The organism is Actinomadura montaniterrae, from assembly GCF_008923365.1.
Lineage (GTDB): Bacteria > Actinomycetota > Actinomycetes > Streptosporangiales > Streptosporangiaceae > Spirillospora > Spirillospora montaniterrae.
The window spans coordinates 1-14,326 of record NZ_WBMR01000108.1 but is presented as its reverse complement, the minus strand read 5'-3'; the positions used below and the strand labels follow the sequence as shown (position 1 = coordinate 14,326).

Annotated in this window: 13 protein-coding genes, 1 pseudogene and 1 riboswitch; of the genes and pseudogenes, 4 read left to right on the top strand and 10 right to left on the bottom strand. The window is 71.5% G+C overall.

The window, feature by feature from the left end:
• Positions 1-191: 191 nt before the first annotated feature.
• From F9B16_RS29870 to F9B16_RS29855, 4 genes are all read right to left on the bottom strand, one after another.
• Positions 192-515, bottom strand: coding sequence for a histone-like nucleoid-structuring protein Lsr2 (locus tag F9B16_RS29870; protein ID WP_151543546.1), 324 nt, complete (start codon positions 513-515; stop codon positions 192-194).
• 962 nt (positions 516-1,477) lie between these two features.
• Positions 1,478-2,095 carry an RDD family protein gene (locus F9B16_RS29865; RefSeq protein WP_151543545.1) on the bottom strand — a complete coding sequence of 206 codons (618 nt, stop codon included), beginning with the start codon at positions 2,093-2,095 and terminating at the stop codon, positions 1,478-1,480.
• Between the two features lie 7 nt (positions 2,096-2,102).
• Entirely contained in the window at positions 2,103-2,669 is a 567-nt protein-coding gene (locus F9B16_RS52965; protein WP_225992054.1) for an RDD family protein, read from the bottom strand.
• A 327-nt stretch (positions 2,670-2,996) separates the two neighbouring features.
• A complete protein-coding gene (locus F9B16_RS29855; protein WP_264159817.1) occupies positions 2,997-3,527 on the bottom strand; it encodes an amino-acid N-acetyltransferase in 531 nt (176 codons plus the stop codon).
• A 248-nt stretch (positions 3,528-3,775) separates the two neighbouring features.
• A riboswitch (cyclic di-AMP (ydaO/yuaA leader) is annotated at positions 3,776-3,968 on the top strand.
• Positions 3,969-3,971: 3 nt separating this feature from the next.
• On the opposite strand from F9B16_RS29855, the gene F9B16_RS29850 reads away from it, so the two are divergent.
• Positions 3,972-4,949 (top strand): C40 family peptidase, encoded by a 978-nt coding sequence (locus F9B16_RS29850; RefSeq protein ID WP_225992053.1) that lies wholly within the window; start codon positions 3,972-3,974, stop codon positions 4,947-4,949.
• Positions 4,950-5,189: 240 nt separating this feature from the next.
• Here the strand turns inward: F9B16_RS29850 and F9B16_RS29845 are convergent, their stop codons facing one another.
• Complete coding sequence (locus F9B16_RS29845; protein ID WP_372442464.1) at positions 5,190-5,459, bottom strand: LuxR C-terminal-related transcriptional regulator; 270 nt, start codon at positions 5,457-5,459, stop codon at positions 5,190-5,192.
• A 433-nt stretch (positions 5,460-5,892) separates the two neighbouring features.
• Between F9B16_RS29845 and F9B16_RS29840 the strand changes: the two genes are divergently transcribed.
• Together F9B16_RS29840 and F9B16_RS29835 are read left to right on the top strand one after the other, a co-directional pair.
• A complete protein-coding gene (locus F9B16_RS29840; RefSeq protein ID WP_151543541.1) occupies positions 5,893-6,915 on the top strand; it encodes a LacI family DNA-binding transcriptional regulator in 1,023 nt (340 codons plus the stop codon).
• Positions 6,916-6,990: 75 nt separating this feature from the next.
• The gene (locus tag F9B16_RS29835) at positions 6,991-8,220 is read left to right on the top strand and encodes a cytochrome P450 (protein ID WP_151543540.1); all 1,230 of its coding nucleotides are present in this window, start codon (positions 6,991-6,993) and stop codon (positions 8,218-8,220) included.
• 21 nt (positions 8,221-8,241) lie between these two features.
• Here F9B16_RS29835 and lysX read toward each other — a convergent pair whose 3' ends face one another.
• Both lysX and F9B16_RS29825 read right to left on the bottom strand, forming a co-directional pair.
• Positions 8,242-9,732 carry a bifunctional lysylphosphatidylglycerol synthetase/lysine--tRNA ligase LysX gene (gene lysX, locus F9B16_RS29830; RefSeq protein ID WP_264159816.1) on the bottom strand — a complete coding sequence of 497 codons (1,491 nt, stop codon included), beginning with the start codon at positions 9,730-9,732 and terminating at the stop codon, positions 8,242-8,244.
• On the bottom strand, positions 9,729-10,694 hold the full coding sequence (locus F9B16_RS29825; RefSeq protein ID WP_151543539.1) for a LysR family transcriptional regulator: 966 nt from the start codon (positions 10,692-10,694) through the stop codon (positions 9,729-9,731). The genes lysX and F9B16_RS29825 overlap by 4 nt, the downstream gene beginning before the upstream one ends.
• 336 nt (positions 10,695-11,030) lie before the next feature.
• Here F9B16_RS29825 and F9B16_RS29820 point away from each other — a divergent pair, with 336 nt between their 5' ends.
• Positions 11,031-12,326 (top strand): MFS transporter, encoded by a 1,296-nt coding sequence (locus F9B16_RS29820; protein WP_151543538.1) that lies wholly within the window; start codon positions 11,031-11,033, stop codon positions 12,324-12,326.
• On the opposite strand, the gene F9B16_RS29815 is transcribed toward F9B16_RS29820, so the two are convergent.
• The 3 genes and pseudogenes from F9B16_RS29815 to F9B16_RS29805 form a co-directional block, all read right to left on the bottom strand.
• Positions 12,301-13,083 carry a type III pantothenate kinase gene (locus F9B16_RS29815; protein WP_151543537.1) on the bottom strand — a complete coding sequence of 261 codons (783 nt, stop codon included), beginning with the start codon at positions 13,081-13,083 and terminating at the stop codon, positions 12,301-12,303. The genes F9B16_RS29820 and F9B16_RS29815 overlap by 26 nt on opposite strands.
• A gap of 14 nt (positions 13,084-13,097) precedes the next feature.
• Positions 13,098-13,955: a carboxylating nicotinate-nucleotide diphosphorylase gene (gene nadC / locus F9B16_RS29810; protein WP_192809061.1), complete on the bottom strand. Its 858-nt coding sequence runs from the start codon at positions 13,953-13,955 to the stop codon at positions 13,098-13,100.
• Positions 13,952-14,326, bottom strand: a pseudogene (locus F9B16_RS29805) (L-aspartate oxidase); the annotation flags it as partial. The gene nadC and the pseudogene F9B16_RS29805, both read right to left, overlap by 4 nt.

Below are 14,326 nucleotides of genomic sequence, written 5' to 3'. Positions count from 1 at the left end.
ATGTTCCCGCTACGCCCCAAGCGAACGGGGGCTTTCCGCAGGTCGTCCGGGGTCGCGTCCGAGGATCGCCGAATGGGGGCGAGGTCCCGGTGTACCTCGCCGCGGCGGACGCGAAACCGGGCGGTCGCTACGCCACAAGCGAACGGCCCGTCTCATGGAGGGAGACGGGCCGCCGGGGCGGGGCTGGCGGATCAGTTCGCCGCCTCGTACTGCTCGATCACGGTGGCCGGGATCCTGCCGCGCTCATTGACCTTGATGCCATTGTTCTTGGCCCAGGCGCGGATCTCGGCGCTGCGCTCGCGGCTGGACGCGCCGCGCGGGCGGCGCCGCTTGTTGACCGTGCCGGCCTTGCGCGACTTCTCCACGAACGGCAGCAGAGAATCCCGCAGCTTCTTAGCGTTGGCGCCACTCAGGTCGATCTCGTAGGAGGCGCCGTCGATCGAGAACGCTACGGTCTCGTCCGCCTCGCCACCGTCGAGGTCGTCGACGAGAAGCACCTGAACCTTCTGTGCCATGGGGACAGACCTTTCGGCTGGAGCAAACTATGCATTCGGTTGACAAAGATATACCGGGAAGTCTGCCGATGACAATTCAAGTCGCCGATGAACATCCCTTGGCTGCCGGTAACGGCTTGGCCACCGGTGCGCGGAGGGCGGTGCCGGGGCGGGTCGTTGACGCGCCGTTCAATTCCGGCGGACGGTCCGGGGCGTGGATTTCGGCGTGACCGGCGTCACGGCGCACGGCGCTGACCTGGGCCGTCGAAGACGCATTGGACCAGGTATCGGGGCACTCGGGCATTCCACCGGGGGGACCTCGGGCGGAAAAGTGTCCACCGGGACCTTAACAGGGTGAGCACACCCGCACCGCTTGCCGACCTTTAGCCCTGCCGTAACGGCACTAACCAGGGCATGCGCCCGGAATGCACCGGAGACCGGTGCGGGACCGGTCCCACCGGGCCCGCAGGCCCGCCACCGGCGGATGTCGACGGATTACGGGACGGGAAGCCGGGACGAAAATCTGTTGCCGTCCGGGGCGCGGGAACTGGCCGCGGGATGGCGGAGCGTAACGCCGCCGGTACCAGTCCATCCCGAAATCTGGGGATAAGCGGCAGAATCCGCCTGCGTGCGCCGGTCCCGGCGAGACGGCGTCCCATCCGGACTAACTGCGGCGGCCCAATGAACACCGACTCCCGGGCGTCCCGGAAGCACATCCCAAACCGGAGGGGCCTTCCGGCAGGAGACACATCCTCCCGGAATCCCGCCCGTAACCCGAACGTGTCCGGAACGAGCCGGCATTGGCCCGCCGAAGTCCGGGTGTCCGAAACAGCGCGAGGATCTCCCGCAAAGCCCGGCGGCACGGGGCCCGGCAAAGCCGCGGGGCCCCCGGTGCGGGCGCTCAACGCGATCAGGGCCCGGCGTCACCGGGCACGCCGGGACGCCGCACCGTCATCTCCGAGAGCGCCGCAAACGCCGGTGAATCAGGACGTGCGGCGTTTTACGACCAGGGTGCCGGCGAGCCTGTCATGGACGGCCCGGCGCTGCGTCCCCTCGTATATGAACCCGGCGTTCGCCACCCAGAACAGGCTCGCCAGAAGACCGAGAATGTGGACGGGCCGCAGCGCGATCGGCACGGAGTACACCGCGGCGCGCAGGACGGCCCGCGGGACGCTCGGGCGGCCGTACCGGCCCTCGGCCGCCCCACCGGAGGTTTCCGGGGCGCCGGCCCGCTCCGCGTCCGTGGCGGCGCCCTCAGGCCCGGACGGCTCCGGGACGACCTGGATCCCCGCGAAGCGCTTCCCGAGGGTCTGCCCCCACAGCGCCAACTGGACGGCCTCGTACAGGAGCATGCAGCCCGCTACGGCCGGCGGTGCGATGACGTCCAGCCGGTGGCCGGACACGAATTCCTTCACCACGATGATGACGGGCAAGCCGACGATGAGGGTGTCGACGATGCGCGCCAGGAGGCGCTGCCCAGGCTCCGCGAGCGCCGAGCCCGGCTCCGGGTCCTCGTGCCGCAGGGGCTCGCCGTCCGGGATGCCGTGATCGGTCCCGGACGGCTCGTCCGACCCCTGCGCGGGTGTTCGCGGAGTCGCCATCGCGGCCCTACTCCGCGTACTCGGCGTACTCGCCGTATCCGGCGCGCTCGTCGATGACGAGGGTGTCGGCGAAGCGGTCGTGCAGGGCCTGGTGCAGGGGCTGGTCCCAGATGGCCCACAGGTACGCCATGAGCGCACCCGCCCAGACCAGCAGCATCCCGTAGGCGAAGTACTGCCACACCATCACGGCGAGGACGAGGAAGAAGAAGACGCCGAGCTGATAGCCCACGTGGGTGATGGCGGCCCGCCATACGGCCTGCGTCGTCGTCAGCTGGTTCCCCGCCGGACGCGCCTGCACGACGCCGATGCCCATGAAGCGCTTGCCGAACGTCCGGCCCCACATGGACAGCTGTACGGCCTCGTAGACGAAAGGCAGGACCGACAGGACGGCGAACAGCGTGAAGATGATGGGCCAGTTCCAGATGCCGCCGTCGTCCTCGGTCTTGCTACCGGGCTTCCCCAGCCCGAACGCGCCGACCGTGATGGGAAGGACGAGCGCGAAGCCGAAGGCCGCCACGAGGGCGTTGTCGATGATGCGGGCCCCAGCACGCCGAAGGATCGGCGCCAGCGGCATGTCACCGCTCTGGGAACCGCCGTACTGGTCGTAGGCGGGCTCATAGGGCTCGTACGAGGGCTGCCCCCACTGGTCCTGCTGGGGTTCCTGCCACTGCTGTTGCGGCTGATGCTGTTGCTGCCATTGCGGTTGCTGCTGCTGTGGCTGCTGCTGTGGCTGCTGCTGTGGCTGCTGCTGCCACTGCTGGGCGGGCGGCTGAGCCTGACCTTGCCGCCCGGGCTGCTGCCTTTGCGGGGGACCCTGGTAGGGGGGCGGCGGTCCGTACGAACCCTGCCCCTGCGACGGCTGATAAGGCCGCCCGCGGTTGGGGGAATCGCTCATGTGGGGTCAGTCCTCCAGGCGAAGCAACATCCGTGTGTTGCCCAACGTATTGGGCTTGACCCTGTCGAGGTCCAAGAACTCTGCCACGCCGTCGTCGTAAGAGCGGAGGAGTTCCTCGTACACCTCTGGCGCCACCGGAGTACCGAGGATCTGCTGGAAGCCGTGCCGTGCGAAGAACTCCACTTCGAAGGTAAGGCAGAAAACCCGCCGGACGCCGAGTTCCCGCGCGGTCTCCAGGAGCCGGGCGACGATGCGGTGCCCGATCCCGCGCCCGCCGTACCCCTTGTCGACGGCGACCGACCGGACCTCCGCCAGGTCCTCCCACATCACGTGGAGCGCCCCGCAGGCCACGATGGGCCCGGGCTCCCCCGGCAGGGCGCCCTGGACGTCCTCGGCGACCCAGAACTCCTGCACGTCCTCGTACAGCTTCACCGTCGACTTCTTGAGCAGGCGCCGCCCCGACCCGGCGTACAGCTCGACCAGCCTGCGGATCCCCTGAACGTCGGCGGTGCGCGCACGCCTGATCACGACTTCCACAAACAGGCGAGATTACCGAACGCCCCGCACACCCCCGCACACCCCCGGCCACCGGCGGGCGTGCCCGCCCAGGTCGGGAGGCCGCCCGGGGCGCGGCCACCGGTGGCCGGGGGCGCTCCACAACCGGCGCTTCACCCCGTACCGTCCGCCACGACCTGCGAATTCGCATGTTCTGGTTGGCATCCAATGGCGGTTCCGTTAGTGTCCCGCTCTGACGTCGGCCTTCCGCGAGGCGGAGGCCGGACCGCCGAGTCCACGGGCCGCAGCCGGCGCCCCGCGGAGCCGGGGACCCACTTTCGGAGCGTTCGGGGGCATCACCCCGAGCCGATGCCGTCTGGGGTGAATCCGCAGCCGCGCGGAGAGATCCGCGCGCGCCCAGCGGACGGGCTGCTCCGGCCCGAACCCGTCAGCTAACTCGGTAGGCGGACGAGGAGAGGAGATTTGGTGCGGACGGCTCGCTTCCGTGTCCGGGCGCTCACGATCGCCGGCGCGCTCGTCGCCCTTTCCATCACGCCCCACGTGGTGGTCCCGCATTCGCTCCCCATGGCGCACGCCGACCCCGACCCGTCGGCCAAGGAGCTGAAGGACCAGGCGTTCAAGCTGGCGGACCAGCTGGAGAAGCTGACCGAGCAGTACAACGGCCTGAAGGTGAAGCTGGAGCAGTCGCAGCGGGCGGCCAAGGTCGCCGCCGGCAACGCCGCGCGCCAGCAGAAGTCCCTGGAGGGCCTGCGGGAGAAGGTCGGCAGCCTGGCCGCCACGAGCTACATGCAGGGCGGCACCGACCCCACGGTCTCGTTCATCTCCGCCCAGGACCCGCAGGTCGTCCTCGACCGGGCCGCCACGCTCAACTACTTCGCCACGCAGGACAGCACGCAGGTCCTCGGGCTCATGCAGGCGATGCAGTCCGCCCAGCGCGCGCGCAAGTCCGCCGAGGAGCGCGCCCAGCAGGTCACCCAGCTGAAGGTTCAGCTCACCGCGCAGAAGAAGAAGGTCACCTCGGCCTACGAGAAGGTCCGCGGCAAGGCCGTCAAGAAGGACCCGACCCTGCTGGCGAAGCTGCCCGTCATCGGCGACGGCAAGGCCGCGCAGGCGCTGCGGTACGCGATGAGCAAGCTCGGCAGCCCGTACGTGTGGGGTGCCGCCGGTCCGACCACGTTCGACTGCTCGGGGCTGACGATGTGGGCCTACAAGCAGGTCGGCATCAACCTGCCGCACTACACCGGCAGCCAGTGGAACGCCGGGACCCACGTCCCGGAGAGCCAGATGCAGCCGGGCGACCTGATCTTCTTCTACTCCGACCTGCACCACATGGGGATGTACGTCGGCGGCGGCAAGATGATCCACGCCCCGCACACCGGCGACGTCGTCCGCATCGCATCCCTCTCCGGCCGCCCCATCGCCGGCGTGGTCCGCGTCGCGTAGGCGCACACCCTCCGGTCGGCCTCGGCGCGCGCGCTGAGCAACCGATGGTGGGCGCACGGCTGTAAGGCGATATGAACTACGTCCGCGACGGCGCTTTCGCCTTTTGCAGGGACCTACCTGCCAGGGGTGGTGCGCCGCCGCTGCGGGGTCGGACGAGTTCGCATCGCTGGACGTGCTTCCGGTCGGGCTGGTTTCCGGGTGATGACGCCCGCCGTCCCCTGACGGGCGTCGTCGGTCGCGCTAGATGAGCTGCCTCCTGGCCGCCCACACCACGGCCTCGATAGGGGTGTTGACCTCCAGCCGGTCGCAGATGTTCCGCAACCTGCGGCGCAAGGTCCGTGCGCTCAGTTCCAGCTTGCGCGCCGCCACATCAGCGGTGACACCGCTGGCGATCTGGGCGAGCAACCGGATCTCCTCGTCGCTCAGCCCGAAATCGAGTGTGGCTGTTTCCACTCCGTCCTCCCTCGTCCGTGGTTGATGACCGCGGGGATGCAGCCGTCCGCTGCACAGGCACGGGTTGGGCCTCGAACTGCATGCGTTGGGTTGCCGGGTCCGGAGCCTTCCGGACTTAGATCATCGGTTTGGGTTCCTTTTCCGTCTCGCGAGCTTGGCCGGAGGTGGCCGATGGGCCGATTGCGGGGTCGTGCGGGGGAACTCCGGGTGACGATTCACTCGTTGGCCACGTGTCAGGAGCGGGTCTAGGTCGTCGCTTCCGAACCCGTCCTTCCTCTTGGACTCACCGGATCTCGCCGCGGACGAAGATCGTGAATCGTTTCAAGCTACGCTTCGGCTCGGAACGCTAGGCGGCCGGATCCGGCCCGTCAAGCGCTGGTTAAGTGCTATCTGTGCCCGAATGGTCGCAATGCGTGACCGGGTTTTCGGGGATTGACACGGGAAAGCCCAACTACCTGGGAAAACACCACCGGGGCGGACGAGGAGCGACTTGCCACAGACCAGTATTCGCGAGGTCGCGAGGCGTGCCGGGGTCTCGGTTGGGACCGTTTCGAATGTCCTAAACCGGCCAGACCTCGTGGCCGAAGCTACCCGTGACCGTGTCCGCGCGGCGATCGAGGAGCTCGGATTCGTCCGCAACGAGTCGGCTCGGCGGCTCCGCAGGGGCCCCGACCGCACCGCGGGCGAGTTCGGCGACGAGCCGCGCCGCGCGTTCGGCGTCGTCGTCGAGGACCTCGCCAACCCGTACGCGGCCGACGTCGTGCGCGGCGCCGAGGAGGCGCTGAACGAGGCGGGCCACGACGCCCTCTGGCTGTCGAGCGACCATTCGGCCGCCAAGGAGGCCCGGTCGCTGGAACTCCTGGAGGACCAGCGCGCCGCGGGCGCGCTGATCGTCCCGGTCGGGCTGGACCGGGCGGGCATCAAGCGGCTGCGCGCGGCCGGGCTGAGCGTCGTCCTGATGGACCGGGACGTCTCCGACGCGTGCACCGTCCATGTCGACCACGTCGCCGGCGGGGAGCTGGCGGCGGCGCACCTGCTCGGCCTCGGCCGGGAGCGGATCGCGTTCGTCACCGGCGCGCCGGAGCCGCAGCCCTGCGTCGAGCGCCGCGACGGCGCGGCCCGGACCCTCGTCGAGGCGGGCGTCGGGAAGCCGCCGGTCCTCGTGCAGGACGCGCTGAGCCCCACCGAGGGCCGGCGGGCGGCACGGCGCATCCTGGACATGGATCCGCGGCCGGACGGCGTGTTCTGCGCGAACGACCTGCTCGCCATCGGGCTGATCAACGAGCTGACGCGGCTCGGCGCGCGGATCCCGGACGACATCGCGGTGGTCGGCTACGACGACATCGAGCTGGCCGCGAGCGCCGCGGTGCCGCTGACCACGATCAAGCAGCCGCGCCGGGCGCTCGGCTGGGAGGCCGCGGAGCTGGCGATGGCCGAGATCCGGGAGGGCCGGTCGCACCAGCACCGGCAGGTCGTCCTCACGCCGGAGCTGGTGGTGCGGGAGTCCGCCTGACGGTTGCCGACGATCTCCGTCATTCCGGGCCTTCGCACTATTGACATGCTGTCTCAGATCCGCGTGACTTGGCCTATGGAGGACACCAGGGAACCGGCCGCGCCGGACGTGGAGGCCGCGTCGATCCTCGGGTTCGACCCGTCCGACCCCGCCTTCCACGCCGACCCCTACGCGCACTACCGCGGCCTCGCGGCGGCCGGGAGGCTGCAGCAGACCGCGGTGGGCCTGTGGGTCAGCACGTCCTACGAGCTGTGCGAGCAGGCGCTGCGAGACCCGCGGTTCGGGCACCGCCCCGAGAACGGCGGCCTGTGGCGGGACGCGCCGCAGCGGAACCGGTCGTTCCTGACGATGGACCCTCCCGACCACACGCGGCTGCGCCGGCTGGTCAGCAAGGCGTTCACGCCGCGGCTGATCGAGCGGCTGCGGCCGCGCGTCGAGGAGCTGGTGGACGAGCTGCTGGACGGCGCGTCCGGCGAGACCGACCTGATCGCGGCGCTGGCGTACCCGCTGCCCGTCATCGTCATCAGCGAGATGCTGGGCGTGCCGCCGCGCGACCGCGACCTGTTCAAGGGCTGGTCGGACGCCCTCGCCCGCGGCCTCGACCCCGACTTCCTGCTGCCCGGCGCGGAGATCGCGCTGCGCGACGAGGCGCGCGCCGAGTTCGCCGCCTACTTCCGGGAGCTGGCCGCCGCGCGCCGCGCGGACCCGCGCGACGACCTGCTGAGCGCGCTCGTGGGCGTCTCCGACGGCGGCGACGTCCTGTCGGAGGAGGAGCTGCTCGCGACATGCGTGCTGCTGCTCGTCGCGGGCCACGAGACGACCGTCAACCTGGTCGGGAACGGGGCGCTGGCGCTGCTGCGGCATCCGGAGCAGCTCGCGCTGTTCCGGGACCGTCCGGAGAACGTCGCGGCGGCCGTGGAGGAGCTGCTCCGCTACGACCCGCCCGTGCAGCTGACGCTGCGGGCCGCGCTGGAGGACGTCGAGCTGGGCGGCACCCTGATCGAGCGGGGACGGCTCGTCCTGTTGCTGACGGGCGCCGCGAACCGCGACCCGTCGGTGTTCGCCGATCCGGACCGTCTCGACCTGCTGCGCTACACCGAGGGACGGGACGCGCCGCGCCACCTGTCGTTCGGGCACGGCATCCACTTCTGCCTCGGCGCGCCGCTGGCCCGCCTGGAGGGGCGGATCGCGCTGCGGAAGCTGTTCGAGCGCGACGTCACCCTCGCCGCCGACGACGGCGACCTGGCGTACCGGGACAACCTCGTGCTGCGCGGGCTGCGCGACCTGCCGGTCCGGATCAGCTGACCGGCAGGTCACGCCCGTGCGCTACTCGGGCTTGACCAGCGGGAACAGGATCGTGTCGCGGATGCCCTTGCCGGTGAACGCCATGATCATCCGGTCGATGCCGGCGCCCATCCCGCCGGTCGGCGGCATCGCGTACTCCAGCGCGCGCAGGAAGTCCTCGTCCAGCTGCATCGCCTCGGGGTCGCCGCCCGCCGCGAGCAGCGACTGCTCGGTCAGCCGGCGGCGCTGCTCGACCGGGTCGACCAGCTCGGAGTAGGCGGTGCCGAGCTCGGTGCCGAACCCGATCAGGTCCCACTTCTCGGTGAGCAGCGGCTCGCGCCGGTGCTGGCGGGTCAGCGGGGAGGTCTCCAGCGGGTAGTCCATGACGAACGTCGGCTGGACGAGCGTGTGCTCGATCAGCTCCTCGAAGATCTCCTGGACGAGCTTGCCCTGCCCCCACTTGGGGTCCCAGGTGATGCCGCGGCCGCCGGCGAGCTTGCGGACGGTCTCGATCGGCGTGTGCGGGGTGATCTCCTCGCCGAGCGCCTCCGACACCGACCCGTACAGCGTGATCCGCGGCCATTCGGGCAGGCCGAGGTCGATCTCGACGCCGTCGTGGACGACCACGGACGTGCCGAGGGCGGCGACGACCGCCTTCTGGTACATCCGCTGCGTCAGGTCGGCCATGTCGTTGTAGTCGAGGTACGTCCCGTACGCCTCGAGCATGGTGAACTCGGGGTTGTGGGTGGAGTCCGCGCCCTCGTTGCGGAAGTTGCGGTTGATCTCGAAGACCTTCTCGATCCCGCCGACGACGAGCCGCTTCAGGTACAGCTCGATCGCGATCCGCAGGTACAGCTCCATGTCGTAGGCGTTGATGTGCGTCTTGAACGGGCGCGCCGCCGCCCCGCCGTGGATCGGCTGCAGCATCGGGGTCTCGACCTCGAGGTACCCCTCCTCGTGCCAGAAGTCGCGGACGGCGCGCACGGTGGCGCTGCGGATCCGCGCCATCTTCCGGGCCTCGTCGTTGACGATCAGGTCGACGTAGCGCTGCCGCACCCGGGCCTCGGGATCGGTGAGGCCGGCGTGCTTCTCCGGCAGCGGCCGCAGGCACTTGGAGGTGATCGCGAACCGGTCCGCCATGATCGACAGCTCGCCGCGCTTGGAGGTGATCACCTCGCCCTCGACGCCGACGTGGTCGCCGAGGTCGACCTCGCGCTTCCAGAAGTCGAGCTGCTCCTGCCCGACCTTGGCGAGTGACAGCATGATCTGGATGTCGCCGGAGCCGTCCCGGATCGTGGCGAAGCACAGCTTGCCGGTGTTGCGGACGAGCATGACGCGGCCGGTGACGCCGACCTTCTCCCCCGTCTCGGTGCCCGGCTCCAGGTCCGGGTGTTTCTCCCGGATCTCGGCGATCGTCGCCGTGCGCGGGAAGGTCACCGGGTAGGGGTCGACGCCGGCCTCGCGCAGGCGGTCGAGCTTCTCCCGGCGGACGCGCATCTGCTCCGGAAGGTCATCGAGGGTCTCGTCACTCACGGCTCAAGGCTATCCAGCCCGCCGAGGGCCCCGCGAACGAGTTCGGGGTGATCGCCCGGGCCGGCCGCGACGAGGGGGCCGAGGTCGCGGGCCAGGGCGGCGGCGATCGCGCGGAACGCGGCGACGCGCGGGTCCGGGTCGCCGCGGCGGGTCGCGAGGACGCTGCTGTCCCACGGCGCGTCCAGGATCGGGACGTACCGGACGCCCGGCCACGGGTAGAACCGGGCGAACGACCGCAGCGCGGACCCGACGCCGCGCCCCGCGGCGATGCTGAGCATCACGTCGTGCGGCGTGCGCGCCACGTCCGGGCCGCGCCGCCCGCGCTCGCCGTTCACCGCCGGGGTGAAGTACAGGTAGTCGGTGAACACGCTCGGCGTGACGTCGGGGACGGCGACGATCGGCAGGTCGAGGACGTCGGCGAGGCGCAGCGCGCCGGCCTCCGCGAACGGGCCGTCCGCCGGGACGCCGACGATCCGCGGTTCGGTGGTCAGCACGTCGCTGACGATCCGGTCGTTGTCGGGCGCGGGGCGCACGAACGCGACGTCCACTTTCCGCTCGACCAGCGCGGACACGTGCTCGGTGAAGTCCAGCGGCATGATCGTCAGCCGGGCGGCGGGCCGGGCCCGCCGGAACGCCCGCACGATCGCGGGCGTGAGCTCGGCGGAGCCGTGCCCCATCACGCCGACGCGGAAGGCGCCGTCGTCGTCGCCGCGCAGGTCGGCGACCGCGCCGGTGGCGGCGTCGACGGCCGCGAGCGCGGCGCGGGCGTGCGGGACGAACCGCTCCCCCGCCTCGGTGAGCCGCAGCGGGGACCGTTCCAGCAGCCGGACGCCCAGCTCCCGTTCGAGCCGCTGGACGTGCGCGGTGACCGCGGGCGGCGACAGGAACAGCCGCGCCGCCGCCCGCGCGAACTGCCCTTCCTCGACGACCGCGAGGAAGGAGGCCAGCTCACGCAGTTCCATGCTCGTCACGGTAACCGGCGGCCTCCCCGGTTCACTCCGGCGATCCGGTCCGCCCCGCGTTTCGCGACGCGCGTCACACGGCCGGGCGTCACACGGCCGGGCGTCACACGGCCGGGCGTCACACGGCCGGGCGTCACACGGCCGGGCGTCACGGGCGGGCGGCTCACGGGCGGGCGGCTCACGGGCGGGAGTCACACGGCCGGGCGGTTCACGGGCGGGCGTCACACGGCCGGGCGTCACACGGGCGGTGGTCACGGGCGGGAGTCACACGGCCGGGCGGTTCACGATTCGCGAAGCGGTCACGGCACGCGGGGCGGGGCGTTCTAGACAGGGATCATGGCAACCGCGTCACCCGTTCCGCCCGGTACGGCCGCCCCCGGCGGCGCGCGCTGGCTCCCGATCGCGTCGATCATGTTCGGGGTCGGCTGGGGCGCCAACCAGTTCGCCTCGCTGCTCGGCCTCTACACCGACCGGCTGCGTCTCGGCGACGGCGGCGCCCAGGCCATGTTCGGCGTGTACGCGCTCGGTCTCGTGCCCGGGCTCGTCCTCGGCGGCCCGGCGTCCGACCGGTACGGCAGGCGCCGGATCGCGCTGCCGTTCGCGTGCCTGTCCGCGCTGGTCACGGTGGTGCTGATGGCGGGAGTCGCGGCACCGTGGCTGCTGTACGCGGGCCGCCTGCTGGCGGGCGTCGTGACCGGGGCCGTCCTCGCCGCGGGCACCGCGTGGGTGAAGGAGCTGACGCCCGTCTCGGGGACCCGGATGACCGCGCTCGCCGTCTCCGCGGGTTTCGGCGCGGGCCCGCTGGTGTCCGCGCTGGTCGCGCAGTGGGCGCCGCACCCGCTGGTCACCGCGTACCTGCCGCATCTGCTGATCATGCTGCTGACGGTGCCGCCCGCGTTCCGCGTCCCCGAGACCCACGTCCCGCGCGCACACGCGAGCGACTCCGAGCAGCCCATGGCCGGGCAGGGGCGGTCCGGGTCGGGGCGGTCCAGGCAGGGAAGGTCCGGGTTGTCGGGCGTGCGCAACCCCGCGTTCCGTCGGACGATCGCGCCCGTCGCGATCTGGACGTTCGCCGCGCCCGTCAGCGCGTTCGCGCTGCTGCCCGCGCTCGTCCCCGTCCACCACCTGCCGATCGCCTACGCGGGTGCCATCACCGGGCTCACCCTCGCGTCCGGCATGGCGGCGCAGCCCGTCGCCCGGCGCCTGGAGGCGCGGCACCCGCGGCTCGTCGCCGCTGCGGGGCTCGGTGCGATCACCTGCGGGCTGCTGCTCGCCGCGCTGACCGTCGCCGCCGGGCTGCCCGTCCTCAACGCGGTGACGGCGGTCGTGCTCGGCGCCGGGTACGGGTTCGTGCTGACCTACGGCCTCGGCGAGGTCGCCCGGATCGCTGCGCCTGGCGAGCTGGCGGGCCTCACGGCCGTCGCCTACGCCCTGGTCTATGTGGGGATGTTCGCGCCGCTGCTGCTGACCGTGGTGGCCAAGGCAGTCCCGCTCGACGCGGTCCTGACCGCCATGGCGGTACTGGCCGCCGCGTGCCTCGTCTACGTCTCCCGGCAACCGCGCGCCGCCGCCAGGCCGCCCGCCGCCGGGCGGACGGTCCCGGACGTCAGGGAGTGTTCCGCTGGTAGATGAGCCGGAGCCCGATCAGCGTCAGCCACGGCTCGAACACGTCGATGCTGCGCGACTCCTCCAGCACCAGCGGCGCGAGGCCGCCGGTCGCGATCACCGTCACCTCGTCGGGGTCGTCGACGAGCTCCTCGGACATCCGCTCGACGATCCCGTCCACCTGCCCGGCGAACCCGAAGATGATCCCGGACTGCAGCGCCTCCACCGTGTTCTTCGCGATCACGCTGCGCGGCCGGACGAGCTCGATCTTGTGCAGCTGCGCGCCGCGCGACGACAGCGCGTCGATCGAGATCTCGATGCCCGGGGCGATCGCGCCGCCGACGTACTCGCCCTTCGCCGAGACCGCGTCGAACGTCGTCGCGGTGCCGAAGTCGACCACGATCGCGGGGCCGCCGTGCGTGTGCACGGCGGCCAGCGCGTTGACGATCCGGTCGGCCCCGACCTCCTTGGGGTTGTCCATCCGGACGGGGACCCCGGTCTTGACGCCCGGCTCCACGATCACCGCCGGCACGTCGCCGTAGTAGCGGCGGCACATCTCCCGCATCTCGTGCAGGACGGACGGGACCGTGGAGCACAGCGCGATGCCGCTGATGTCGGTCTCGGCCAGCAGCGGACTCTGCTGGACCAGGCCCTGCAGGACCACCGCGATCTCGTCGGCGGTGCGCCGCGGATCGGTGTTGATCCTCCAGTGCTCGATGACCTCATCGCCCTCGAAGAGCCCGAGAACGGTGTGGGTGTTACCGACGTCGATGGTGAGCAGCATCCGGTCCCCGCTGGTCAGGAGAAGTCAAGGCCGATGTCGAACACGCGCGCCGAGTGCGTCAGCGCACCGACGGCAAGGTAGTCCACCCCGGTCACGGCGACGTCTCGGGCCCGCTCCAGGGTAAGCCCACCGCTCGCCTCCAGCTCCGCCCGGCCCGCGACGAGCCGCACCGCCTCGGCCATCTCGGCGTCGGTCATGTTGTCCAGCAGGATGCTCTTCGCGCCCACCGCGAGCGCCTCTTCGACCTGGTCGAGGGTGTCGCACTCGACCTGGACGTGCAGCGACGGGTACACCGCGCGGATCGCCTCGTAGGCCTTGGTGACGCTTCCGGCCGCCGCGACGTGGTTGTCCTTGATCAGTGCGGAGTCGTGCAGGCCCATCCGGTGGTTGACGCCGCCGCCGCAGGCCACGGCGTACTTCTGGAGCGCGCGCAGGCCCGGCAGCGTCTTGCGGGTGTCGCGGACCCTCGCCTTGGTGCCCTCCATCGCGTCCGTCCACCGCCGCGCGGCGGTCGCGATTCCGGACAGGTGCGTCAGCAGGTTCAGCGCCGTCCGCTCCGCGCGGAGCACGGCCCGGGTGGGGCCCTCGACGGAGATCAGCACCTGCCCGGGGACGACCCGGTCGCCGTCCGCCGCCTTCGCCTCGTACGCGACGTCCAGCAGCTCGAACACGACCGCGGCCACCGGGATCCCGGCGACGACGCCCGCCTCGCGGGCCCGGAAGTCCCCGGCCGAGACCGCGTCCGGTGCGAAGATCGGCTCGCTGGTCACGTCGACCGGGCCGTCCTCCTCCAGGGCCGTCCGGGCGAGGTTTTCCACAGCCTGTGGATCGAGCCCGGCGTCCTTGAGCTTCTGCGAGAGTTCGGGTGTCACTGGTCGTCCCCTTCCAGAGGTTCGTATGCCGTCGTCAGGACGTTCCCCGCCAGCCGCGTGACCAGATGCCCGCGCCAGCCCGCGTCGGACCGTTCCGGGAAGTCCTGCCGCCAGTGGCTGCCGCGCGTCTCCTGGCGCAGCCGGGCGGCGGCGACGATGGCGGACGCCACGGTGTGCAGGTTCGTGGCCTCCCACGCCTCCACGCCGGGTTCCGCGCCGCCGTGCGGGAGCGCGGCCAGCTCCCGTGCCGCCGTGTCGAGCCCTTCGGCACCGCGCAGCACCCCGGCGTGCGAGGTCATGATCCGCTGGATCTCGTCCCGCGCCTCCGGCGCGACCAGCCCCCCGACCCGAGCCCCCGCCGCGGCCGCCGC

Bases quoted from the DNA above. Each gene is read 5' to 3' on its own strand.
- F9B16_RS29865 (WP_151543545.1), bottom strand. From the start codon at position 2,095: ATGGCGACTCCGCGAACACCCGCGCAGGGGTCGGACGAGCCGTCCGGG.
- F9B16_RS29825 (WP_151543539.1), bottom strand. From the start codon at position 10,694: ATGGAACTGCGTGAGCTGGCCTCCTTCCTCGCGGTCGTCGAGGAAGGG.
- F9B16_RS29835 (WP_151543540.1), top strand. From the start codon at position 6,991: ATGGAGGACACCAGGGAACCGGCCGCGCCGGACGTGGAGGCCGCGTCG.
- F9B16_RS29870 (WP_151543546.1), bottom strand. From the start codon at position 515: ATGGCACAGAAGGTTCAGGTGCTTCTCGTCGACGACCTCGACGGTGGC.
- F9B16_RS29815 (WP_151543537.1), bottom strand. From the start codon at position 13,083: ATGCTGCTCACCATCGACGTCGGTAACACCCACACCGTTCTCGGGCTC.
- F9B16_RS52965 (WP_225992054.1), bottom strand. From the start codon at position 2,669: ATGCCGCTGGCGCCGATCCTTCGGCGTGCTGGGGCCCGCATCATCGAC.
- F9B16_RS29820 (WP_151543538.1), top strand. From the start codon at position 11,031: ATGGCAACCGCGTCACCCGTTCCGCCCGGTACGGCCGCCCCCGGCGGC.